Source organism: Kosakonia sp. 1610, from assembly GCF_050435845.1.
In the GTDB taxonomy this organism is placed as follows: Bacteria; Pseudomonadota; Gammaproteobacteria; order Enterobacterales; family Enterobacteriaceae; genus Kosakonia; species Kosakonia cowanii.
The window spans coordinates 911,405-934,710 of the sequence record NZ_JBNDKZ010000001.1; the positions used below are offsets into that span (position 1 = coordinate 911,405).

17 protein-coding genes are annotated in these 23,306 nt (G+C 55.9%); 10 read left to right on the forward strand and 7 right to left on the reverse strand.

Annotated elements, in window-relative coordinates; genetic code table 11:
• Positions 1-226: 226 nt before the first annotated feature.
• The 3 genes from ABIC80_RS04420 to ABIC80_RS04430 are packed head-to-tail and all read left to right on the forward strand — an operon-like array spanning position 227 to position 1,911.
• On the forward strand, positions 227-940 hold the full coding sequence (locus tag ABIC80_RS04420) for a hypothetical protein (RefSeq protein ID WP_429175687.1): 714 nt from the start codon (positions 227-229) through the stop codon (positions 938-940).
• 30 nt (positions 941-970) lie between these two features.
• Positions 971-1,489 carry a hypothetical protein gene (locus ABIC80_RS04425; RefSeq protein ID WP_429175688.1) on the forward strand — a complete coding sequence of 173 codons (519 nt, stop codon included), beginning with the start codon at positions 971-973 and terminating at the stop codon, positions 1,487-1,489.
• A 44-nt stretch (positions 1,490-1,533) separates the two neighbouring features.
• The gene (locus tag ABIC80_RS04430) at positions 1,534-1,911 is read left to right on the forward strand and encodes a hypothetical protein (RefSeq protein ID WP_429175691.1); all 378 of its coding nucleotides are present in this window, start codon (positions 1,534-1,536) and stop codon (positions 1,909-1,911) included.
• A gap of 114 nt (positions 1,912-2,025) precedes the next feature.
• On the opposite strand, the gene fumA is transcribed toward ABIC80_RS04430, so the two are convergent.
• Positions 2,026-3,675 (reverse strand): class I fumarate hydratase FumA, encoded by a 1,650-nt coding sequence (gene fumA / locus ABIC80_RS04435; RefSeq protein ID WP_429175693.1) that lies wholly within the window; start codon positions 3,673-3,675, stop codon positions 2,026-2,028.
• Between the two features lie 52 nt (positions 3,676-3,727).
• Positions 3,728-5,239, reverse strand: coding sequence for an anion permease (locus ABIC80_RS04440; RefSeq protein WP_429175695.1), 1,512 nt, complete (start codon positions 5,237-5,239; stop codon positions 3,728-3,730).
• Positions 5,240-5,872: 633 nt separating this feature from the next.
• Between ABIC80_RS04440 and ABIC80_RS04445 the strand changes: the two genes are divergently transcribed.
• Positions 5,873-8,650, forward strand: coding sequence for a flavocytochrome c (locus tag ABIC80_RS04445; RefSeq protein WP_429175697.1), 2,778 nt, complete (start codon positions 5,873-5,875; stop codon positions 8,648-8,650).
• 93 nt (positions 8,651-8,743) lie between these two features.
• On the forward strand, positions 8,744-9,706 hold the full coding sequence (locus ABIC80_RS04450) for an FAD:protein FMN transferase (RefSeq protein ID WP_305208240.1): 963 nt from the start codon (positions 8,744-8,746) through the stop codon (positions 9,704-9,706).
• Here ABIC80_RS04450 and dcuR read toward each other — a convergent pair.
• Both dcuR and ABIC80_RS04460 read right to left on the reverse strand, forming a co-directional pair.
• The gene (dcuR, locus tag ABIC80_RS04455; RefSeq protein WP_042715324.1) at positions 9,687-10,406 is read right to left on the reverse strand and encodes a two-component system response regulator DcuR; all 720 of its coding nucleotides are present in this window, start codon (positions 10,404-10,406) and stop codon (positions 9,687-9,689) included. The two genes, ABIC80_RS04450 and dcuR, sit on opposite strands and share 20 nt — an antisense overlap.
• The gene (locus ABIC80_RS04460) at positions 10,403-12,019 is read right to left on the reverse strand and encodes a sensor histidine kinase (RefSeq protein WP_200580136.1); all 1,617 of its coding nucleotides are present in this window, start codon (positions 12,017-12,019) and stop codon (positions 10,403-10,405) included. Before ABIC80_RS04460 ends, dcuR begins: the two co-directional genes overlap by 4 nt.
• Positions 12,020-12,192: 173 nt before the next feature.
• On the opposite strand from ABIC80_RS04460, the gene ABIC80_RS04465 reads away from it, so the two are divergent.
• Positions 12,193-13,107: an N-acetylmuramic acid 6-phosphate etherase gene (locus tag ABIC80_RS04465; RefSeq protein ID WP_429175700.1), complete on the forward strand. Its 915-nt coding sequence runs from the start codon at positions 12,193-12,195 to the stop codon at positions 13,105-13,107.
• 260 nt (positions 13,108-13,367) lie between these two features.
• Positions 13,368-15,014 carry a malate dehydrogenase (quinone) gene (gene mqo / locus ABIC80_RS04470; protein ID WP_076769981.1) on the forward strand — a complete coding sequence of 549 codons (1,647 nt, stop codon included), beginning with the start codon at positions 13,368-13,370 and terminating at the stop codon, positions 15,012-15,014.
• Between the two features lie 38 nt (positions 15,015-15,052).
• Here the strand turns inward: mqo and uilS are convergent, their stop codons facing one another.
• Positions 15,053-15,913, reverse strand: coding sequence for a UilS family quorum-quenching N-acyl-homoserine lactonase (gene uilS / locus ABIC80_RS04475; RefSeq protein WP_429175703.1), 861 nt, complete (start codon positions 15,911-15,913; stop codon positions 15,053-15,055).
• Between the two features lie 447 nt (positions 15,914-16,360).
• On the opposite strand from uilS, the gene ABIC80_RS04480 reads away from it, so the two are divergent.
• Complete coding sequence (locus ABIC80_RS04480) at positions 16,361-17,098, forward strand: S1 family peptidase (protein WP_429175706.1); 738 nt, start codon at positions 16,361-16,363, stop codon at positions 17,096-17,098.
• A 27-nt stretch (positions 17,099-17,125) separates the two neighbouring features.
• Here ABIC80_RS04480 and ABIC80_RS04485 read toward each other — a convergent pair whose 3' ends face one another.
• Positions 17,126-18,889, reverse strand: a complete 1,764-nt coding sequence (locus ABIC80_RS04485) for a sigma-54-dependent Fis family transcriptional regulator (protein WP_429175709.1) — start codon at positions 18,887-18,889, stop codon at positions 17,126-17,128.
• Between the two features lie 271 nt (positions 18,890-19,160).
• Between ABIC80_RS04485 and exaC the strand changes: the two genes are divergently transcribed.
• Both exaC and adhP read left to right on the forward strand, forming a co-directional pair.
• Positions 19,161-20,681, forward strand: coding sequence for an acetaldehyde dehydrogenase ExaC (gene exaC / locus ABIC80_RS04490; RefSeq protein ID WP_263754513.1), 1,521 nt, complete (start codon positions 19,161-19,163; stop codon positions 20,679-20,681).
• A gap of 26 nt (positions 20,682-20,707) precedes the next feature.
• Positions 20,708-21,739: an alcohol dehydrogenase AdhP gene (gene adhP / locus ABIC80_RS04495; RefSeq protein ID WP_429175712.1), complete on the forward strand. Its 1,032-nt coding sequence runs from the start codon at positions 20,708-20,710 to the stop codon at positions 21,737-21,739.
• 536 nt (positions 21,740-22,275) lie between these two features.
• Here adhP and gap read toward each other — a convergent pair.
• Positions 22,276-23,286 (reverse strand): type I glyceraldehyde-3-phosphate dehydrogenase, encoded by a 1,011-nt coding sequence (gene gap, locus ABIC80_RS04500; protein ID WP_429175715.1) that lies wholly within the window; start codon positions 23,284-23,286, stop codon positions 22,276-22,278.
• Positions 23,287-23,306: the final 20 nt, after the last annotated feature.

A 23,306-nucleotide genomic window follows, 5' to 3' on the forward strand; every position in this document is an offset into this window, starting at 1 on the left:
CCTCTGCTAAGCACTTAAAAACCCCTTGGATATCGAAGCCTTCATGACCATGGCACGGGAACATCCGTCGACCTTTCTTATGAAAGGAATTATTTGTCATTAAGACCGCAGGGAAAAATTGCTTTATTGAAAGCCGACCTTGACGACTTGTCGATACTGATGTTCTTTTACGGGCCTTAAGAATTTACAGGTTTTTTGGAATGCTTATAAGGATCTAACGCACGCTATGGGTAGACATTCACTTCACTACAGGCTCTACTTTTTCGCCGCGAGCTTTTTGTTCTCCTGCTGCACCAGCGCTGCGTCGGCAACGGATTTTACCGGGCAGTGGCACGGCAGTGAAAGCAGCGAGTCCACATTTACGCTGAAATTATCACAGCAGAGTAACAAAATTACCGGGTCGTATTGTTTTATTACTCAGCGTGGTAACCGCATCGATTGCCCGGAAGAACAACACAATAACCTGCGCGGCGAAGTTGATAACGACACTGCTATTGTTACGTTTGATTCGAGCTTTGGCGGTAAAAACGGCAAAGCCACACTGGTTATTCATGGTGACAAAATGGCGTGGCATCTTACGCAGCCGCCCGAACGCGGCGACTATTATGCTCCGGAAAATTACGCCCTGGTTAAAGAGACTGTTCACAATGGCGCGACCACGAAAATTATCCGCACAGATAATTTTATGATTGCGATCCGTAATAATTGCGGTGAGTTCACCACGCCTTGCGATGATCTGCTATACATCGGCGCACGGAACCGTGACAGCCAGCAGATTAGCCTGCATGGTAAAACACGGCTGGATGGTGCAAACCGCGTCACTGGCGCAGAATTCCATAATGGCGATGTTCTTTACCGGGTGGATTACAACCCGCCGAAACTGGTGGTGACGCAGGCTGGTAAAACCCTTGTCAACCAGGCGGGTAGCTGGCTTAAATAGCGGTTCTTTTGACTGATTATGGAAAGGTTGATGCGACGAATATTCCCTGTTTTTGTGTTGCTGTTTGGTTTATCTGCCCAGGCGGCGCAAACGCCGCTGGCAGAAAATGACTTCACGGTTGAAATTAATAAACAGACAGTCACCCTTGGGCAGAACTGGGATCGTAATCTGCTTGCGGCGTTAGGGAAACAGGTCAGCGAGGATTTTGTCGGTGAGGTGCCGTTTGGTGATGAAAATTATAAATTTTATCGCCACATTTTTGCAGGCTTTGATATCTACAGTGCCAATATCGACTGGCAGCAGCGTGGCAAAAGTATTGACAGTTACGTCATCGGCCAGATAACGCTGCACTCCCCAACATTGCACACCGCGCGCGGCGTTGCGCCTGGCGATGCGAAACAGAGTGTGATTGAGCATTACGGTGCCGGCGAAACCGCTAACAGCGACGGCGAAGAGTGGATTATGTATTCACTGGAGCGCAAAAATATCGCTTTCGATGTCACTGGCGGCAAAGTGAATGTGATTAATATCAGTACAGATAATGACTGAATAGTCTTTCTGAATTATTTACACGCCGGGCAGGGGGGATGAAGATGAAAATCGACAAGCTCATCAAGAAACGCGTCATGCTGCACGATGGTGTGGAAACACGCTTTTTCAATCAAGGTGTCGAGCTGCTCTGCCCGCGTTGTCAGCAAGAGATTGAGCCGGATCTCTACCAGAGCCAGGATTTTGCCCGGCTGCCTGAGCAAATCCAGGTTGCTGTGGCAAGCCGAATCAAAGCCATCACCTTCAACCCTGAGGCTTTTACCCGCTACTCCACGCCAATGGGGTCGCTTCTGTACCTGACCCACTGTTGTGAGGGCGGGCAAGGGAAAACGCTACTTGTCTTCAGTTATAAAGAGCAGCAGCCCGCCCGCTACATCGCTACATCGCTACATCGCTACACTTTATGCGCTGCTGATGGTTAGCAATGATCAATAAGATATTACACTAACCCAAAAAAGCGCCGCTAAACGCCCACTGCTATTGACGCAATAAAAAACCCCAGCTCGAAACTTCGCCAGGGTTTTCTCACATTTTACTTACCGCTGCTTACAGCCCGCGCACTGCTTGTTCTGGATCTGCTGGAAGAAGTCATTCCCTTTATCATCCACCAGAATAAACGCCGGGAAGTTCTCCACCTCGATCTTCCAGATCGCCTCCATGCCCAGTTCCGGGTACGCAACGCACTCCAGGCTCTTAATGCTCTGCTGCGCCAGCACCGCAGCTGGGCCGCCAATACTTCCCAGATAGAAACCTCCGTGTCTGGCACAGGCATCGGTAACCTGCTGGCTGCGGTTGCCTTTTGCCAGCATAATCATGCTCGCACCGTGGGATTGCAGCAGGTCAACGTAGGAATCCATACGCCCTGCGGTGGTTGGGCCAAGCGAACCGGAAGCATAACCTTCTGGCGTTTTCGCCGGGCCTGCGTAGTAGATCGGGTGATCTTTTACGTACTGCGGCAGCTCTTCACCATTATCAATCAGCTCTTTCAGCTTCGCGTGGGCGATATCGCGCGCCACGATAATGGTGCCATTAAGCGAAACGCGGGTCGATACCGGGAAGGCGGAGAGCTGGGCGAGGATCGCTTTCATCGGCTGGTTAAGATCGATTTTCGCCACATCGCCTTCACCCTGCTGACGCAGTTCTTCCGGAATATACTGCGCCGGATTAGCCTCCATTTTCTCAATCCAGATCCCGTCGCGGTTGATCTTCGCTTTGATATTACGGTCGGCGGAGCAGGAGACACCCATACCGATCGGGCAGGAAGCACCGTGGCGCGGCAGGCGGATCACGCGGATATCATGGGCGAAGTACTTCCCGCCAAACTGCGCGCCAAGTCCGAGGTTTTGCGCCTCTTCCATCAATGCCTGTTCCAGTTCAACGTCACGGAATGCCTGACCGTGCTCATTCCCTTTGGTTGGCAGACCATCGTAATAGCGGGTCGACGCCAGCTTCACGGTTTTCAGCGTTGATTCAGCGGAAGTCCCGCCAATCACAAAGGCGATATGGTAGGGCGGGCAGGCCGCGGTGCCCAGCGTGCGCATCTTCTCTACCAGATAGTTTTTCAGCTTCGCCGGGGTGATCAGCGCCTTGGTCTCCTGATAGAGATAGGTCTTATTAGCCGAACCGCCGCCTTTGGCAATGCACAAGAATTTATACTCGTCGCCATCGACGCTATAGAGATCGATCTGCGCGGGCAGGTTGGTACCGGTATTCACCTCTTTGTACATATCCAGCGGCGCATTCTGTGAATAGCGCAGGTTATCTTCGGTGTAGGTGTTATATACCCCACGCGCCAGCGCGGCTTCATCGCCGCCGCCGGTCCAGACACGCTGGCCTTTTTTACCCATGATGATTGCCGTACCGGTATCCTGGCAGGTCGGCAGTACACCTTTGGCCGCGATTTCAGAGTTACGCAGGAACTGCAGGGCGACATACCTGTCGTTCTCGCTTGCCTGCGGGTCGGTCAGAATGGCGGCAACCTGCTTCTGATGGGAGGGGCGCAGCATAAACGCGGCATCGTGGAAAGCCTGCTGTGCGAGCAGCGTTAGCGCCTGCGGCTCGACTTTCAGCACCTGCTCACCTTCAAACTCTGCGACAGAGACATGCTCGCGGCTCAGCAGATAGTATTCCGTTTCATCTTTTGCCAGCGGGAACGGATCCTGATAAACAAACGGTTTGTTCGACATAGCTCATTACTCCACAAAAATAAAACCGCCGGGAAAGCCCGACGGTTATGAATCAGAACATCATGGTAATCCACGGATAGCCAATCAACAGCAGGGCGGCGAGGAAGATGGCACCGAAGATGGTACCCAGACGCCAGTAATCTTTAGTCGGCAGGTATCCGCTACCGTAGTAAATCGGGCTTGGGCCCGTGCCGTATGGGGTGATGATACCCATGACACCCAGTGAGGTGCAGAGCACCAGTACAACGACTTCCATATTGATGCCAGGAATGGTCGCTGCGATGGTCAACATCGCCGGCAACAGCGCTGTGGTGTGTGCCGTAGTGCTGGCGAAGAGGTAGTGCAGCAGATAGAACGCCAGCAGCAGAGCGATGGTTGCCATGCCCGGAGAGATGCCGCTCATCAGCAGTCCACCCTCTTTGCCCAGCCAGGCAATAAAGCCGGTGGATGAGAGGCCATCAGCCAGCGCGACCAGCGTGGCGAACCAGACAAAGGTGTTCCAGGCCGGTTTATTGCTGGTGATATCGTTCCAGCTCAGAACACCGGTCCACAGCATCAGCACCACAACCAGCAGGGCGGCGAGTGCCGGTTCAATAAAGTCGGCGGCGAAAATCCACATCAGCAGTGCACAGCAGACAAAGACCAGCAGCAGAATTTCATTACGGGACATTCTGCCGAGCTTCTCCAGCTCGCGGCTCGCCCACAGCGGGACTTCATCATTCACTTTCACTTCAGGCGGGTAGAACCAGTACGCCAGCAGCGGCATAGTCAGAATCAGCAGCAGGCCAAGCGGCAGGAAGGCGATAAACCATGTGCCCCATGAAATATTGATTCCAACGATGCTTTTCACCAGCGCCAGCGCCAGCAGGTTAGGCGCAAGAGCAGAAAGGAACATGGAGCTGGTGATACACGCTGCGGTGATCGCCACCCACATCAGGTAAGAACCAATGCGGCGCGCACTCGGGTCGTTCGGTTTTGAACCATACAGCGGCGGCAGATTGGCAATAATCGGATAGATGGTCCCGCCGCTGCGTGCGGTGTTAGAGGGCGTAAACGGTGCCAGCAGCAGATCGGCGAAGGTGATGGCATAGCCGAGCGTCAGGCTGCGGCGACCCAGGTATTTAACGAGGATTAGCGCCAGGCGGCGACCAAACTGGGTCTTATCGTAACCGGCGGCAAACATAAATGCGCCGAAAATAAGCCAGACGGTGGAGTTGCCGAAACCGCTGACTGCCCATTTAAAGGACTGGCCCGCCAGCTTGAATTTCGGGTCTGCCAGCTGTTCCGGACTGAAAAGCACCCACTGACTACAGAGCGCAATTACTACCACGCCCGTCATGCCGATCACGGCACCCGGCAGCGGCTCGAAGATCAGGCCGACAATGACGCCAACGAACATAGCAAAATAGTGCCATGCGTAAGGCGGTAAGCCTTCTGGCACCGGAACGAACAGTAACAGTATGGCCACGATAATGGGCAACGCCATCATCACCAGGCGGTTTTTATTACCGGCCTTTGTGTGCTCTGCAGTAGCAGAAGCTGGGGTTGGAGTTTTCTCTTTCATAGTGAGCATCTACAAGTAGTTAAGAATTCGGATTGATCGTGGAAGCGAGTGTGATTTATTTAGTTTCGAAAGATATTTTAGTTATTAAAATCATCTTCTCTTATTCCGCTGATCTTTATTTATCGCAAAAACGATCGGCAATAAATAACAAAATAAGTCTATTTCTATATTGCCCCTGACGATGGGATTTCTCTTGATTAAGATCAATAAAACGAAAAGATAGGTGCTTTTTTTAATATCTGGAATACCCACTATGAATGATGTGGTTAATTTCCAGAAAATCAGGAAAATGTTAAATGTTTGTGTTGTTATTTAACGGGTATGCACTGTAATTCTTGATTAAATTATTGATATTAATGGTTTTTATCTGTCTTGGCCTCACGTCATCAGGCGTAGCCAAGTAATAGTTATGTTACCGGTAATTATAGAAATGTGAACGCAATATTTAAAAATGATAATACACTGGAGGTAGGTCTGTTATTGCAGGGGTTAAATAGTTTTATAACTAACGTAATTAATTTGGTAAATAAAATTCGCGGTATATTAATTACACGACACCAGGATTAATAACCAGAACGAAAAAAGATCCGTCACCGAATTCAAGATTTATCAATTTTAGATGTGGAGCTTATTATGACCAGCAACGAACGTATTCTCAGCCCGTTTACATTGCCAAACGGCGTAGAACTAAAAAACCGTTTGTTAATGGCGCCAATGACCACCTGCACGGGTTATTTTGACGGTACCGTTACTAGCGAGTTAGTGGAGTATTACCGCGCACGTTCAGGGGCTATTGGCACCATTATTGTTGAGTGTTGCTTTGTCGACGATCTCGGCCTCGCTTTTCCGGGGGCGATTGGGATTGATAGCGATGAAAAAATCGCCGGTCTGGCGAAGATTGCCGCCGCCATTAAGGAGAAAGGTTCAAAAGCCATTCTGCAGATTTACCACGGCGGGCGCATGGTGGAGCCGAAACTGATCGGTGGACGTACACCTATTGCGCCGAGCGCGATTGCCGCACCGCGCGAGGGTGCCGCGACCCCGGTAGCGATGAGCGCTGCGGAAGTGGAAAACATGATTGCCAAATTTGGCGAAGCCGTACGTCGCGCCATCCAGGCAGGCTTCGACGGCGTTGAGATTCACGGCGCTAACACTTATCTCATTCAGCAATTCTTCTCTCCTCACTCCAACCAGCGTGACGACGAGTGGGGCGGCAACCGCGAAAACAGGGCCCGCTTCCCGCTGGCCGTTCTTGATATCGCTCACAAGATGGCGCGCCAGTACGCTGATGACGCGTTTATCATCGGCTACCGCTTCTCTCCGGAAGAGCTGGAAGTCCCCGGCATCCGTTTTGATGACACAATGTTCCTGCTGGAGAAGCTGGCCGCTCGCGGTCTCGACTATCTGCACTTCTCCGTGGGTGCTGCGCTGCGCTCCTCCATTAATGACACGACCGATCCGACGCCGCTGATTGATAAATACTGCGCATTGCGCTCAGAAACGCTGGCGCAAATTCCGGTAATGGGCGTTGGCGGCATCGTCAACGCGGCGGATGCGGAAGAGGGGCTGGATCACGGTTACGACCTGATGGCGGTGGGCCGCGCCTGCATCGCCTACCCGGACTGGGCTTCGCGCATTGCCAACGGTGAAACCCTTGAGCTCTTTATGGACAGCACCCAGCGTGAAGCGCTGAACATCCCCGAGCCGCTATGGCGTTTCTCGCTGGTGGAAGCGATGATCCGTGATATGAGCATGGGCGCGGCGAAGTTCAAGCCGGGCGTCTTTGCTGAAACCGTGCAGGATGACAGCACCACGCTGGTGTTCAACGTCAGTCTCGAAACGGACTGCATTGCAGATATTACGCTGGCGGAAGGCCCGCTGGATGACGTCGAGTTTACCAGCAGCTTTGAAGAGATCCGCAGCCGTATCATCGATGCCAACTCTCCGCACGTAGACGCCATCTCCGGCGCAACCAGCCAGAGCGAAGCGGTTAAAAAAGCGGTGTCGAAAGCGATGGTGAAATCGAGCAAAGCGCGGATCGCCGAAGAGGGTGGTGATGTCAGCGCGCCGAAAAATTACGATGTGGTTGTTATCGGCAGCGGCGGTGCTGGCCTGGCTGCGGCAATTCAGGCGCACGACGAAGGTGCCAGCGTCCTGATCGTCGAAAAAATGCCGACTATCGGTGGCAACACTATCAAAGCATCGGCAGGGATGAACGCGGCGGAAACCCGCTTCCAGCGCGTAAAAGGCATTCAGGACAGTAAAGAGCTGTTCTACGCTGAAACCCTGAAAGGGGGCGTCGAGAAGAACGATCCCGCGCTGCTGCGCCGCTTTGTTGAACATGCCCCGGAAGCGATTGAGTGGCTGGCACGTCGCGGCATTATGCTTAACGACATTACCACCACCGGCGGCATGAGCATTGACCGTACGCACCGTCCACGCGACGGATCGGCAGTAGGCGGCTATCTGATCAGCGGCCTGCTGCGCAACGTTACCAAACGCAATATCGACGTCATGCTGGACACCTCCGTCGAAGAGATCCTCTTTGACGCGGGCGAAGTGCGCGGTGTACGCCTGCTGACCGAAGAGCAGGAGACCTTGAGCGTCGAGGCGAAGAGCGTGATTGTCGCCACCGGTGGCTTCAGCGCCAACAGCGCGATGGTCGTGAAATATCGCCCCGATCTGGACGGCTTCGTCACCACCAACCATAAAGGCGCGACCGGTAGCGGGATTTCGCTGCTGGAACGCCTTGGCGCTGCCACCGTGGATATGGGCGAAATCCAGATCCACCCGACCGTTGAGCAAAATACCTCTTATCTGATTTCAGAATCGATTCGCGGCGGCGGGGCAATTCTGGTCAATCAGCAGGGCAACCGCTTCTTCAACGAGATGTCGACCCGCGATAAAGTCTCTGCGGCCATCATCGCGCTGCCGGAGCACTATGCTTACATCGTCTTTGATGAGCACGTTCGTGCAAAAAACAAAGCGGCGGATGAGTATATCGCCCGCGGTTTTGTCACCAGCGCCAGCTCACCACGCGAACTCGCGGATAAGCTGGGTATGGATTATCATGCCTTCCTCGCCACGCTGGAGCGCTACAATGGCTTTGTGGAAAAACAGCATGACGATGATTTCGGGCGCACCACCGCACTGCGCGCACCGATTAACGAAGGCCCGTTCCACGCTATTCAGATCGCGCCAGGCGTGCATCACACTATGGGCGGTGTGACCATCAACACCGACACCCAGGTGCTTAACAACGAGCAGCAGGTTATTCCGGGTGCTTTTGCAGCGGGTGAAGTGGTGGGTGGCCTGCACGGCGGCAACCGCATCGGCGGCAACGCGGTGGCAGATATTATCGTCTTCGGTTCGCTGGCGGGGCATCAGGCCGCGCTGCGCGCAAAACGGTAACGCATTAACGCAAAATGGCTGCGCCTTATCAGGCCTCACTCTCCCCGGCCTGATAAGCGTAGCGCCACCAGTACGCAACAGAAGGAGTATGCAATGTCTGCTAATCCGAGCTGGCGCTACTCAGCCGTGCTGATGGGCTCGCCCATCCTGCTCACGCTCTTTGTCCATGATGAGGCACTCGCCTCCCGCGTATTCTCCCTGATTAAGCGCTACGAAGATCTTTTCACCGTCAACCGCGCCAACTCTGAAGTGATGGCAATCAATCACGCCGCAGGGCTTCATCCGGTTGCCGTCAGCCGTCCAGTTTTTGAGCTTATCAAATGCGCGAAAGCCGCCAGCATGATGCCAGGCAGCGCCTTTAATCTGGCAATTGGCCCGCTGGTGAAACTGTGGCGAATCGGCTTTAAAGGTGACCGTGTGCCAGAGGCGGACGCGATCGCCGCGCGGCTGCGCATCACGCGCGTGCAGGACGTTGTCCTTGATGATACCGCGGGCAGCGTTTTTCTTACCCAGGCCGGGATGGAGATCGATCTTGGCGCGATTGCCAAAGGGTTTATTGCCGACAGGGTGCGCGACTATCTGCACCAGCAGGGGGTGAGCGAGGGATTAATCAATCTTGGCGGCAACGTGCAGACGCTGGGGACGCCGCAGGGGCGGTGGTCGATCGGCGTGAAAAAGCCGTTCGCACAGGCGGATGCGCTGATTGGCACGCTTGAGGTCGCCAACCAGTCGGTAGTCACCTCTGGCACCTATGAGCGCTATTTCGAGCAGGATGGCCAACGCTGGCACCATATCCTCGATCCGCGCAGCGGCTACCCGCTGGAAAATGAGCTCGACAGCGTGACCGTCATCTCCGGCGACTCACTCGACGGCGATATCTGGACCACGCTGCTCTTCGGCCTCGGCGTCGAGAAAGGGTGTGAGCTTCTGAAACAGCGCGAGGATATTGAAGCCCTGTTCGTCACCAAAAAGCGCGAAGTGATCCTCTCCTCCCGCCGCCACTTCAGCTACACCCACGTTGACGACAGCTACCGGTTTATTGACTGTACTGCTTGAGCAGGCTGTACTGCTCCGCAATAAGCTGATAGCGATAGACCGGCCGACCGGTCGCACCATAGTGGATGGTGGTGTAGAGAATATTGATCTGCGCGAGCCAGATCAGATATTTACGGCAGGAGACGCGGGAGATATTGACCGCATTCGCCAGCTCATCCGTCGAAAACTCAATCCCCGGATGGGCATCGATCCACTGACAAATGGTGCGCAGGGTCTGGGCAGTGAGCCCCTTCGGCAGCTTACGGGTGTCTGCAACTTCCGGCGCGCCGCCGTGCAGCAGGCGATCAACATCCGATTGCTCATAGTAGGGGTGTGCATCCATCAGCTTGCGCTTCTCGCGCCAGGTGGTAAGCGCCTCTTCAAAACGCGGGAACTGGAACGGCTTAATCAGATAGTCGACCACACCGTAGTGCAGTGAGGTCTGAATGGTGGCGGCATCGGCAGAAGAGGTGATCATAATCACGTCGATAGCCCGCCCGCTGGCGCGAATGATCGGCAGCAGATCGAGACCGCTGTCCTGCTGCATATAGACATCCAGCAGCACCAGATCGATCTCAAGCAGCGGATTGTTCACCATCTCCTCGGCCTGACGCAGCGTTGACGCCGTGCCGCAGCACTGAAAACCGGCTATCTGCGCCACGTACATGCGGTTCAGCTCGGCAACCATGGCATCATCGTCAACAATTAATACATTTATCACGCGTTCTTCCTTTCACTATCCCACGGGAGATGGACAAAAAATTGGGTAAATACACCGGGTTCAGATTCCACGCTCACGGTGCCGCCAAGTTCAGCCAACTGCTGGCTGGCGAGGAAAAGCCCGACGCCGCGGTTTTCACCCTTGGTAGAGAAGCCTTTGCGAAAGATAGCCTCGATATTGCCCGGCGCAATACCCGGCCCGTCATCGCTCACTTCACCGGCCAGCCAGCCATCCTGATAATGCAGGAACAGACCGACTTCACCCTCCTGCTGGCCGCTCATCGCATCAAGCGCATTCTCAATCAAATTACCAAGCACGGTAACCAGCACCGTCACCTGTTTCTCATTCGGGTTATCCGGCACGTGGCTCTCATCAGCCAGCGTCAGGGTAAAACCACACTCTTTGGCCCGGTTGATTTTACCGAGCAGAAAACCGGCCACCACCGGCGACTTGATCTGATGCTGGATCGCGCCGATATCGCTCTGGTAGTTCTGGGCCGTTTGCAGCACATACTCCTGCAGCTTGTCATAGCGCTTCATATTTAACAGACCGAGGATGACATGCAACTTGTTCATGAATTCGTGCGAGGTGGTTCGCAAGGCATCGACATAATTGACCATACCATCGAGCCTCTGCATCAATTGGCTCACCTCGGTCTTATCGCGGAAGGTACAAATCGCGCCGATAATACTCTCCTGGCTGCGTACCGGTACGGTGTTACTGAGTAGCAGACGACCGTTACACCCCAGCTCGCGATCGAAAATAGGCGTGCCGGTCTGCAACACGCTCAGCAGATCGGCAAGCAGAGGTTGATGCGTGCCGGAGCCCTGCGCCGTACTGCTGAGCAACATCCGTCGCCCGGCATGGTTCAGCAGCGTTACGCGCCCGTCGGCATCCACCGCCATCACCCCCTCTTTGAGGGACTGCAGCATCGCCTGGCGCTGTTTAAACTGGGCTGAAATCTCATATGGCTCAAGGCCAAGCAGAATGCGCTTTAACACACGCACCACTTGCCAGACGCCAACAAAGCCCACCAGTGCGCTGAATATTAAGATCCACATCGCCGCCTGGCGGCTACGGCTTACCTGCTCGTCGACCTCGCTTAACGAAATGCCGACCACCACGACACCAATCTGCTGGTGGCGCTCATCAAAAACCGGGGTAAAAACGCGCAGCGCCGGGGCCAGTACGCCACGGTTCACTGCGGCATTCTCGTGGCCCTTTAACGCAGGCTGCAGATCCTCGCCAATAAAGTTCTGCCCGATCATGCTGGCATTCGGGTGCGCGTAGCGAATGCCCTGCATATTAGTCACCACCGCATAGAGCAGATCGTTTCGCGCCGCCACCGCCTGCGCAAGAGGCTGAATAACATTGCTATTGGGTGGCAGGAGCAGCCCGCGCCTGATTTCCGGCGCATTGGCAAGGGTACGCGCCACCGCGAACCCGGTTGCTTTCACGCCGTCGCGCGTGGCGTTACTTATCTGCCAGAACCAGAGGGCGCAGGCCAGCAGCAGCACGGAACCCGTCACGCTGCACACCATAAGTGTAACCATGGTGCCGAACTTCATTGGCCGTTTGCGCGGGGAGGTCGCCGTGGGCGCTATTTGAGTCATGCCGAACCCGAATCATTTATCTGAGAAAAGTTATTATCGCCGATGGGCGGCAATTCATAAAGCCGTGTGATAAATGAGGAAAAATAGTCGCGCCGGGAAGCGTGACCCCACTCGCAAGCAGGAAGCGCAAATACCCTTATAGTGTGTGGGGAACCTTTAACAAGGAGCAGGGTATGAGCAGTAAGCCAAACGGTTCAATGGAGGCGCGTCGTAATAGCCGCACGGGCGATATCGACCGCCTCGCCACGCTGGATATGCTGACGCTTATCCATCAGGAGAGTGAAGAGGTCACGCAGGCGGTTACCGCCTGTCTCCCGGCGATCGCCCGGTTGGTTGATAACGCCAGCGCGACGCTTAACCGGGGCGCAAGAGTGGTGCTTGCCGGGGCGGGTGCCTCGGGGCGGGCGGCAGTCCAAACCGTCGAGGCGTTCGCGCCGGATAGCCAGCACGGGCTGCTGGCGTTAATGGCCGGTGGCCCACGGGCGGGGAAAGCGCAGCAGGATCGCGCAGCGGGGGACTACGCCTGCGGCGGTAACGATCTCAGGGCGCTGGGGCTAACGGCGCGCGATATGCTGGTGGTGCTGTCGTTAAGCGGCAAAACACCGTGGGCAAACGGGGCGCTGCAGCAGGCGAGGGCGCTTGGGGCATACGTGGTGTTGATCACCCGCGCGCAGGCGTGCGAAGCGGCGCAGTATGCCGATATTGTCATTGCGCCCGATACGGGAGCCGAAGCGGTAAGCGGTTTTGGCGAGCCAAAAGCGCAGCTGGCACAGCAGCAGATCCTCAACATGTTTTCTACCGGGCTGGCCATTCGTGGTGGGCGCGTTTACGGCAACCTGCGCGTCGACGTGGCACCGGTGAATCTGCACTGGGCCGAGCGGCAGATCGCCGTAGTGATGGCGGCGAGCGGCTGTTCGCGTGAAGAGGCGAAACGCGCGCTGGCGCAGGCGAATAATGAGTGTCGCGCCGCTATTTTAATGCTGCTGACCGGCGTAAGTGCCTCACGGGCGCAGGTTCTGCTGGCAGAGAACCATCGCCATTTGCGTCTGGCGATCGCCGGTGCGGAAAGTGAAAGAGTCGATGCCTGATAATCGCTATTCGGCCGCTGCGTGCGGCCGTTATTTATTTTCCATTTAATTGAAATACGCTAAATTTTATTTCTCCCCTTAAGATAAATTCCCGCCAAAATAAGTCCACACAGAGTGCGCCACTACTTTTTTTAATTAAAAAAAGCAGGCAGCAAATAAAAACAAAATTATTCTATTTTGTGAATGATATTTTAAATTAACGTAAAAATACGTTAATATGCGTCACCACGAATCACTTGTTGTTACCTAACCGAATAATTATGCCTGCAATGAAAAAAACAATTATTGCCTTCAGCGCCGTCGCGATGCTCGTCAGCTCTGCGACCAGTGCATGGGCGGAAGAGAACCAAAAAACCGACTTCCTGCTGATTGGCGGCGGTATCATGAGCGCCTCCCTGGGCACCTGGCTGCAGACCCTGCAACCGGAGTGGAAACAGGTGATGGTTGAGAAGCTCGACGGCGTTGCGCTTGAGTCCTCTAACGGCTGGAATAATGCCGGTACCGGTCACTCGGCAAATATGGAACTGAACTACACGCCACAGCGTGAAGACGGCTCCATTGATGTCACCAAGGCGCTGGAAATTAATGAACAATTTATGATTTCCCGCCAGTTCTGGTCCACCCAGGTGAAGCGCGGTATTTTAACCAACCCGCACTCCTTTATTAATTCCACGCCGCACATGAGTTTTGTCTGGGGCGATAATGTGGATTATCTGGCAAAACGTTATGCCGCGCTGCAGCAAACCACGTTATTCCAGGGAATGAAATTCTCCACCGATCACCAGCAAATTAAGCAGTGGGCACCGCTGGTGATGGAAGGGCGCGATCCGCAGCAAAAAGTGGCCGCGACCTGGACGCCGGTCGGTACCGATGTGAACTATGGCGAAATTACCCGCCAGCTGATCGGTAGCCTGAAAAAGAGCAAAAACTTCTCGCTGCAAACTTCGTCTGAAGTCACCGATTTCAAACGTAATGCCGACAACTCCTGGCATGTGACGATCAAAGATGTGAAAAGCGGCGATGAGCACACCATTGATGCGAAATATGTCTTTATCGGTGCCGGTGGCGGCGCGCTGAAGCTGCTGCAAAAAACCGGTATTCCGGAAGCGGACAACTATGCGGGCTTCCCGGTAGGCGGCTCCTTCCTGATGACCGAAAACCCGGCTGTTACTAACATTCACCGTCAGAAAGTGTATGGTCAGGCTTCCGTGGGCGCACCGCCGATGTCGGTTCCGCATATTGATGCGCGCGTCATTGACGGTAAACGTGTGGTGCTGTTCGGGCCATTCGCGACCTTCTCGACCAAATTCCTGAAAAACGGCTCCTTCTTTGATCTGCTGAGCACCACCACCACCAGCAACTTTATGCCGATGACCCATGTAGGTCTGGATAACTTTGACCTGGTGAAATACCTGATGGGTCAGGTGATGCTGAGTGATGACGACCGCTTTGAAGCGCTGAAAGAGTACTACCCGCAGGCGCGTAAAGAGGACTGGAAACTGATCCAGGCCGGTCAGCGCGTACAGATCATCAAGAAAGATGAAGATAAAGGCGGCGTGCTGAAGCTGGGCACCGAAGTGGTGGTCGATCAGCCGAAAACCCTCTCTGCGCTGTTAGGCGCATCGCCGGGTGCCTCTACCGCAGCGCCGATTGCCCTGAACGTCATCAAGAAGATGTTCCCGGAGCAGTTCAACTCGCCGGAGTGGCAGAGCAAGATCAAAGAGGTTGTACCGAGCTTTGGTCAGCATCTGAACGGCAACGTTGCACTGACGCAGCAGGTGTGGGATGACACCGCCGCCGCGCTGGAGCTGACCAAGCCGCCGGTTATCGACATGAAAGACGCGCAGGCTGCAACGCCAGCCGCGCCGAAGAGCGAAAACGCGCCACAGCATGATATGGCGCTGTAAATAAGAGAGGCGCACCGCGGTGCGCCTTTTTTTATGCCCTACAGATGGCGGGCAAACCATGCGGTTTGTACCTTGCTGACACGCTCAAACGCCTCCCCACTATAGATATCGTAATGGCGCGCGCCGGTCTCTTCGTGCAGCGCTTTCTCTGCTGCTGCCACTGCCTCAAACAGCGCCCGGCCTTGTGCAGGCGGGTTAACGCTATCTTCAGCCGCAATCACCACCAGCGTTGGACAGGTCACCTTTGCGGCCCACTCGGCGGGGTGATAATTCACCGTTTCGCGAACGGTCAGAAAGGGGATTTTGATATCCATCTGCGGAAAGCGGGTGCGGTTCTCCTCAAAGAACGCTTTCGATTCCGCATCGGAAAGCACGCGAGTGATCGCCACCATCATCTCTTTGCCGGTCGCCTGCTGCTTCTGCGCCATCTTATCCAGCGTGTCGATAAAGGCGCGCTTTTCGCCCTCATTCATATGCCCGGTGACGATCGCCTCACCGTCGGCAAACGCCAGCTGGCTGACCACGCATTTTATACGCGCATCCTGCGCGGCAGCGGCGAAGACGTGGCAGCCGCCAAATGACGTGCCCCACACTCCGATGCGCCCGGCATCCAGCGCGGGCTGCTCACCGACCCACGCTACGACCGAAAGAATATCCTCAATCTGCATAGCAGGCACCAGCCGTCCACGCTCCCCTTCGCTGTCGCCAAAGCCGCGATAATCGAAGGTGACCGTAGCAAAACCGGCCCTGGTGAAGGACTCGGCGAAAGCAGGCAGCAGGATCGGCTGGATGCCACAGAAGCCGTGACATAACACGACGGTGGGATGGGGGCCTGCCGCAGCAGGCGTGCGCAGGGTAAGGGCGATACCATTGGTGAGCGAGTAAGTTGAAGTATCCATATAACTTATGATTTCCTTTTTATCATTTATCTGAATAATCAATTGCTTAACGGTGAAGGGCCATCTTACCCGCCCGCGCTTTTTATCGCCAGATATCAATGCAGAGATAACCTGTTTTGCTATGCTTGGATAGTTTTCATTAATGGCACAGCCGCGATGATACGGCGTTAAATCATTTCGTACGCCTTGTGCGAAGTGAGGGGTGAGAATAATCGCAACAACAGGAAAAGTGTCTCTGTTTACTTCCCGCGCCGCGCTTTATATATTTCACGCGGTTTTAAATCATCACTATGGCCCGGTTAACAGAATCACGCTATTTCAAAAAAGGCGGCGATTAGTGCTGCCCTGCGTGCGTGTCGGCCCTATTTCGGAGAGAACAGAGTGAACCCAAAAATTAAAACGGCGCTTTGCGTTGTCGCCGCGCTTTTACCATTTGCCAGCGTAAATATGGCTTCAGCCAGTGACCGCATGGTCAGGATCGTCAACGGCACACCGGCGCAACCCGGCGAATTTCCTGAGTTTATCACCATCAATACTGACTCAACGCTCGCCGGGCACCGCTGCGGTGGCGTACTGGTTAATTCCCGCTGGATATTAACCGCCGCCCACTGCACCACCACATTTGATTTAACCCATGACAATATTTTAATTGGCGCGGAGAGTTATCAGCCGTTAAAAATAAAAGAGAGTGTGCCGGTTGAGAAAATTGTTGTGCACCCTTCATACGATATTTCTACAATGGAGGGATCGGCAAAATACGATATCGCCTTAATTAAACTGGCCCGTGAAACCACCAGCACCGATTTTGCGCTGCTGGCCGGAAATAACCCGGGCGATGAGCCGCCCGCAGCGCTGACGGATATTCCACTGACCGGCGTGGGCTTTGGCGTGAATGAAAATGGACTCAAACCGAACGTGCTCTATAAAGGGCAGTTGAGCGTACTGGCGGATAACCAGTGTATCGATGTCCCGCAGTTCTATCCGCCGACTTATTTCGATCCGCAGATGCACATTTGTGCCGGTTACGCCACCGCCGGGGGCGATTCGGGCGGCCCGCTGTTTGCTGATTACAATGGCAGCCGCTACGTTGTCGGCATTGTCTCGCGGGATCTCATTCTGCCGGCGCAGCAGTTCACGCGCGTCAGCTACAATGCGGACTGGATCAACGCCACCGTTGCCGGGTAGCGCCTGTCAGGGAAGCCGGGCTGCCGCTTAGCGGCCTGGCTGCTCCTTCTCCAGCCGCCGGTAAAGCGTGCTGCGCGAAATGCCCAGCTTTTTCGCCGCCAGGCTCATGTTGCCCTGCGCTTCGGCAATTGCCTGCCGGGCATCGGCCTGCGGCGCGGTAGCCGCGTTTACGGCAGTTACCGGCTCACCCGGCAGATCGCTAAGCGTAATGCGATCGCCATCTTCCGCCAGCGCCATCAGCACACGCAGCTGGCTCAGCAACTGGCGCACATTGCCAGGCCACGGTCGCTGCGCCAGCGCGTTCAGCACCTCATCGCTTAATGTCAGCCCGCGGCGGGCAGCGCCCAGCTCATGCCACAACTTTTGAATAAAGCCCGGCAGGTGCGGCCATGCGCGCAGCGGCGGGATCGGCAGGTGAAACTCCTGAATGCGATAGAGCAGATCCTCGCGAAAGCTTCCCGTTTGCACCCGTGCGGCGAGATCCTGGTGGGTGGCGCAAATCAGCGTGAAGTTTACCTCCACGCTGCTGTTGGCACCGAGCGGCGTCACGCGCTTCTCCTGTAGCACCCGCAGCAAGCGGGTTTGCAGCGCCAGCGGCATATCGCCAATCTCATCCAGGAACAACACGCCGCCATCGGCTTCGCGGCATTTACCGATATAGCCTTTCGGGTTCGCACCGGTAAACGCGCCGGGGACATAGCCGAAGAGTTCAGACTCAATCAAAGGCTCCGGCAGCGCCGCGCAGTTGATGGCAACAAATTTCCCCTCGTGCCACTGGCTGCGCTGAAAAAGCTCACGTGCCAGATGCTCTTTGCCGCAGCCCGTTTCACCCGTAATACACAGGGCGATACCGGCATTAACGATGCGCAGCGCTTTCTCTTTTTCACGCGCCATGTGATCCGGCTGATAAACGCTGCGCGGCGCGCTGTAGCGCCGGGCGGGCAGCGTCTGGCGGGCAAAGTAGTGGCGCGCGTGGCTCGATTCGAGGGCGCACTCACCGGCTTTTGCACTGAAACCGGGGAAGAGGGTGTCGATCTCCATCGCGCCAAAGTGGTTGGCGGTAAGGGAAAACTCCTCCATCGCCAGCCGGTTCGCGCCGAGCAGGGTGTTCTCTTCAAAAATAAGCAGCAGCTCCTGGGCGCTGCCGAGCACCGCCCGATCGTGATGCAGGCTTAACAACCAGCGATTAGCGCCGAGCGCGCTGCTGGCCCAGCTATGTTCAATCTGGCACACCGCGCGGCGGATCAACGCCGACGCATCGCGGCGCGGGGTCTGCGCCGGGGTGGAGAGATCCAGCACGCCAGCAATCTGCCCATCGGGGCGGAACACCGGTGCGGCGGAGCAGAATAGCCCGGCGTTACGGCTGAGAAAGTGTTCGCCGCCGGAGACTTCGCAGTGGCGCTGTAATGCCAGCGCCGTGCCGATGGCATTGGTGCCGCGCGCGTGTTCGCCCCACAAATGGCCCGGCGAGAGGGCAAAGCGCTGCGCTTTATGCAGAAAGTCGCTGTTCCCGTAGGTCTCCAGCACCAGGCCGGTGGCATCGGACAACACCAGAATCGACGGATGGCTGGAGAGTTGCGGACGCAGACGCGCCAGCAGCGGGGCGACCAGGTGGTTCACCCAGCCATTCTCCGCGCGGGCGTCATTGAGCAGAGAGGAGGCCACCCAGGGCTGCACGTCATCATCCCGGGTTAATCCATAACGTGAGCTGCGCTGCCAGGAATCTTCCAGTTGATATGGCAGGCTGACCTCTTGCGGGGCGGGGGACAACGATCGGGCGCGTGATGGCATGTTACTCTCCGATAATTGAAATGTTGCAATTGTGTATCACATGAGTGTCGCGTATGTAGCGACGTGCAACACACTTCCCGTAATCGCCATCACGCTTTTTTGTTACCGCACTTTTTGACCTGACGGTGAGAAATCTATTATACGTTGATTTTAATGGTTATTTTTCGTTTTTTCCGGTCGTTTCAGGAGTTGGCATAAGAACTGCTTATATGCTTCTGTCCACCACAGAGTGAGACGCCTCTTCTGTACCGATAATAACGAGGAACACCTTATGAAATATCTGCACCCTGGCCTTGATGGCGCGAAAGTCTCTTATAAGCCGCGTTATGGCAACTATATTGGCGGCGAATTTGTCGATCCGATTGAGGGCCGCTGGTTTACGAATACCTCGCCGGTGACCGGAGAGGTGATTGCCGAGTTCCCGCGCTCCGGGGCGGAAGATATTGAAAAAGCGCTCGATGCCGCCCATGCCGCCGCCGAGAGCTGGGGCAAAACCAGCGTGCAGGATCGTGCCAATGTGCTGCTGAAAATTGCCGATCGCATCGAAGCCAACCTTGAGCTGCTGGCGTTAACGGAAACCTGGGACAACGGCAAACCGATTCGCGAAACGCTGGGCGCCGATATTCCTCTCGCTGTCGATCACTTCCGCTACTTTGCCGGCTGCGTCCGCGCGCAGGAGGGGACGGCGGCAGAGATCGACAGCAATACCGTTGCGTACCATATCTATGAACCGCTCGGCGTGGTCGGGCAGATTATTCCGTGGAACTTCCCGATCCTGATGGCGGCCTGGAAGCTGGCTCCGGCGCTGGCCGCCGGTAACTGCGTGGTGCTGAAACCTGCTGAGCAGACGCCGCTGGGCATCTGCGTGCTGATGGAAGTGATTGGCGATCTGCTGCCGAAAGGGGTGCTGAACGTGGTGCACGGTTTCGGTATGGAAGCGGGCGAACCGCTGGCGCGCAGCAAGCGCATCGAGAAGATTGCCTTTACCGGCTCAACGCCGATTGGCCGCCACATCCTGGCGTGCGCGGCTGAAAATATCATCCCCAGCACCGTCGAGCTGGGCGGTAAATCCCCCAATATTTACTTTGAAGATGTGCTGAATGGCGACGCCGAGTATATCGATAAAGCGATCGAGGGCGTGGTGCTTGGCTTCTTTAACCAGGGCGAAGTCTGCACCTGCCCGTCGCGCGTGCTGGTACAGGAGTCCATCTACCCGCAGTTTGTTGAGAAAGTGATTGCCCGCATGGAGAACATCCGTAAAGGCGACCCGTTCGACACCGACACCATGATTGGCGCGCAGGCATCCCAGGAGCAGTACGACAAAATCCTCTCCTATATCAACATCGCCCGTGAAGAGGGCGGCGAAATTATCGCTGGCGGCGCGCACCTTGAGCATGGCGATAAGCTGGAGAAGGGTTACTACATTCAGCCGACGCTGATCAAAGGCCACAACAAAATGCGCTGCTTCCAGGAGGAGATCTTCGGGCCTGTCATCGGTATCACCACCTTTAAAGATGAGGCGGAAGCGCTGCAAATTGCCAACGATACAGAATATGGACTCGGTGCCGGGCTGTGGACGCTGGATATCAACCGCGCGTGGCGTATGGGGCGTGCGATCAAAGCGGGTCGTGTCTGGACCAACTGCTACCACCTCTACCCGGCGCATGCGGCGTTCGGTGGTTACAAAAACTCGGGCGTGGGGCGTGAAACCCACAAACTGGCGCTCAGCCACTATCAGCAGATCAAAAACCTGCTGGTCAGCTACAGCGGTTCCCCGCTGGGTCTCTATTGATTATCCATCAGCATGAGGGTGAAAGAATGCAACTGAAAAGCATGAAGGCCGCCGTCGTGAAGGCGTTTGGTCAACCGTTGGTGATTGAAGAGGTGATGGTGCCTGCCGTGGCACCGGGCAAAATTTTGGTCAAAATCGCTGCCACCGGCGTGTGCCATACGGATCTGCACGCCGCAGAAGGTGACTGGCCGGTAAAACCCAACCCGCCGTTTATTCCGGGCCATGAGGGCGTTGGCCATGTGGTTGCCGTCGGCGCGGGTGTTACGCATATCAAAGAGGGCGATCGCGTCGGCGTGCCGTGGCTCTACTCGGCCTGCGGGCATTGCGAGCACTGCCTCGGCGGCTGGGAGACGCTGTGCCATGGCCAGCAGAACTCCGGTTACTCGGTTAACGGCAGCTTTGCCGAATATTGCCTGGCGGATGCTAACTACGTCGGCATCCTGCCGGATAATGTCGGTTTCAACGAAATCGCGCCGATTCTCTGCGCCGGGGTGACGGTCTATAAAGGGCTGAAGATGACCCAAGCCTCCGCCGGGCAGTGGGTGGTGATCTCCGGGATTGGCGGGCTGGGGCATTTAGCCATTCAGTATGCGGTGGCGATGGGGATGAATGTCGCCGCGGTCGATATTGATGATGAGAAACTGGCGTTTGCCCGCCGTCTTGGGGCGTCAGTGGTGGTAAATGCCCTTAACGAGGATCCCGGCACGCGTTTTCACGAGGAGTTCGGCGGCGCGCACGGTGTGCTGGTCACGGCGGTGTCGCCGAAGGCCTTCGCACAAGCCACCACTATGATGCGTCGTGGCGGCACCATGGTGCTGAACGGTTTGCCGCCGGGGACGTTCGATCTGTCGATTTTTAATATGGTGCTGGATGGCATTACGGTGCGCGGGTCGATTGTCGGTACGCGTAAAGATCTGCAGGAGGCGCTCGATTTCGCCGGACGCAACAAGGTGCATGCTGAGATCGCCGTGGAGCCGCTGGAGAACATCAACGACATTTTCGATCGCATGCGCGCCGGGAAAATCACCGGCCGTATTGTGGTGGATATGGCGATGTAAAAATTGCCGGATGGCGCGTAAACGCTTATACGGCCTACAGCAACGAAGCCGCCATCCGGCGATGGGGTTGGTATGTGGCTTTGGTGGAAGGGTTCCGTTCACCAGGCATTGGGGAGTTTCATTGATCTCTTATGCGGTGAACGGGACAAGGGAAGCGGCCGCGCTCCCCTTGTCAATCCCCGCGGCCCCGCGAGGAAATCGGTGCTTCGCACTGCGCTCACCTCCCGCGTGCCTGACTGCGGCCGGCTCGACTCGACATCCTGTCTCGGTTCGCCTCTGTCCGCCATCCATGGCGTCCAGACCTTGTCATTCACGCTTCGGTTCGCCGATTTCAGCGGGGGTCAACACCGTCGCTGCGAGACCGCAGGTAAATGCAATGAAGGTGTCGCTGTAGGCGCGATTTTGTAGGCCGGATAAGGCGTAGCCGCCATCCGGCAGTGGTGCGGCGGAGATAATGCCGGATGGCGCGTTACACGCTTATCCGGCCTACGCGGTTTCAGTGGCTCCGTTTACGTAACCGCCATCCGGCAATCCGCTTACAACCCGCGTTTCGCCATCAGCGCCGCCAGCTCAACCAGCCGGTTGGAGAATCCCCACTCGTTATCGTACCAGGCGAGGATTTTCACCATATTGCCGCCAATCACCAGCGTTGAGAGCCCGTCGATAATCGATGAACGCGCATCGCCCTGATAATCACTGGATACCAGCGGCTCATCGCTGTAACCGAGGATCCCTTGCAATGGCCCGGCGGCGGCAGCTTCGCGGAAGGCGTTATTCACTTCATCTGCCGTTACATCGCGCTTCAGGGTGACGGTCAGGTCAACAATCGACACCACCGGCACCGGCACGCGTAACGAATATCCGGTCAGGCGACCTTCGAGTTCCGGGATCACTTTGCCCAGCGCTTTTGCCGCGCCGCTGGAGTAGGGGACAATTGAGAGCGCCGCCGCACGCGCACCGCGCAGATCTTTCTCCGGCTGGTCGTGCAGCGCCTGGCTGTTGGTGTAAGCATGGGTGGTGTTCATCAGGCCATGCTCAATGCCAAAGTGCTGATGCAGCACCTGGGCGGCGGGAGCCAGACCGTTCGTGGTGCAGCTACCGTTGCTCACCACATGGTGTTTAAGCGGGTCGTACTGCCCGTCGTTTACGCCCAGCACAATGGTTAAATCGTCGTTTTTACCCGGCGCGGAGATAATCACCCGCTTTGCGCCGCCGCTGCTGATATGTACCGCCGCTTTCTCACGGTCGGTAAAAAAGCCGGTCGCTTCGATTACTATCTCTGCGCCCACCTCGCGCCATGGGATCGCTGCCGGATCGCGCTCGCTAAACACGCGGATCGTTTTGCCATCAACCCGCAGTTCGCCTTCGCCCGCCTCAACCGGCACCGGCAGGGTGCCTGAGAGGGAGTCGTACTTCAGCAGGTGCGCGAGGGTTTTACTGTCGGTGAGATCGTTGATCGCCACAATCTCAACGTCGGCATTGCCGAGTGCTGCGCGCAACACGTTGCGGCCGATTCGGCCAAAACCATTAATGCCAACCTTAACCATGATGCTCTCCTTCCAATCGG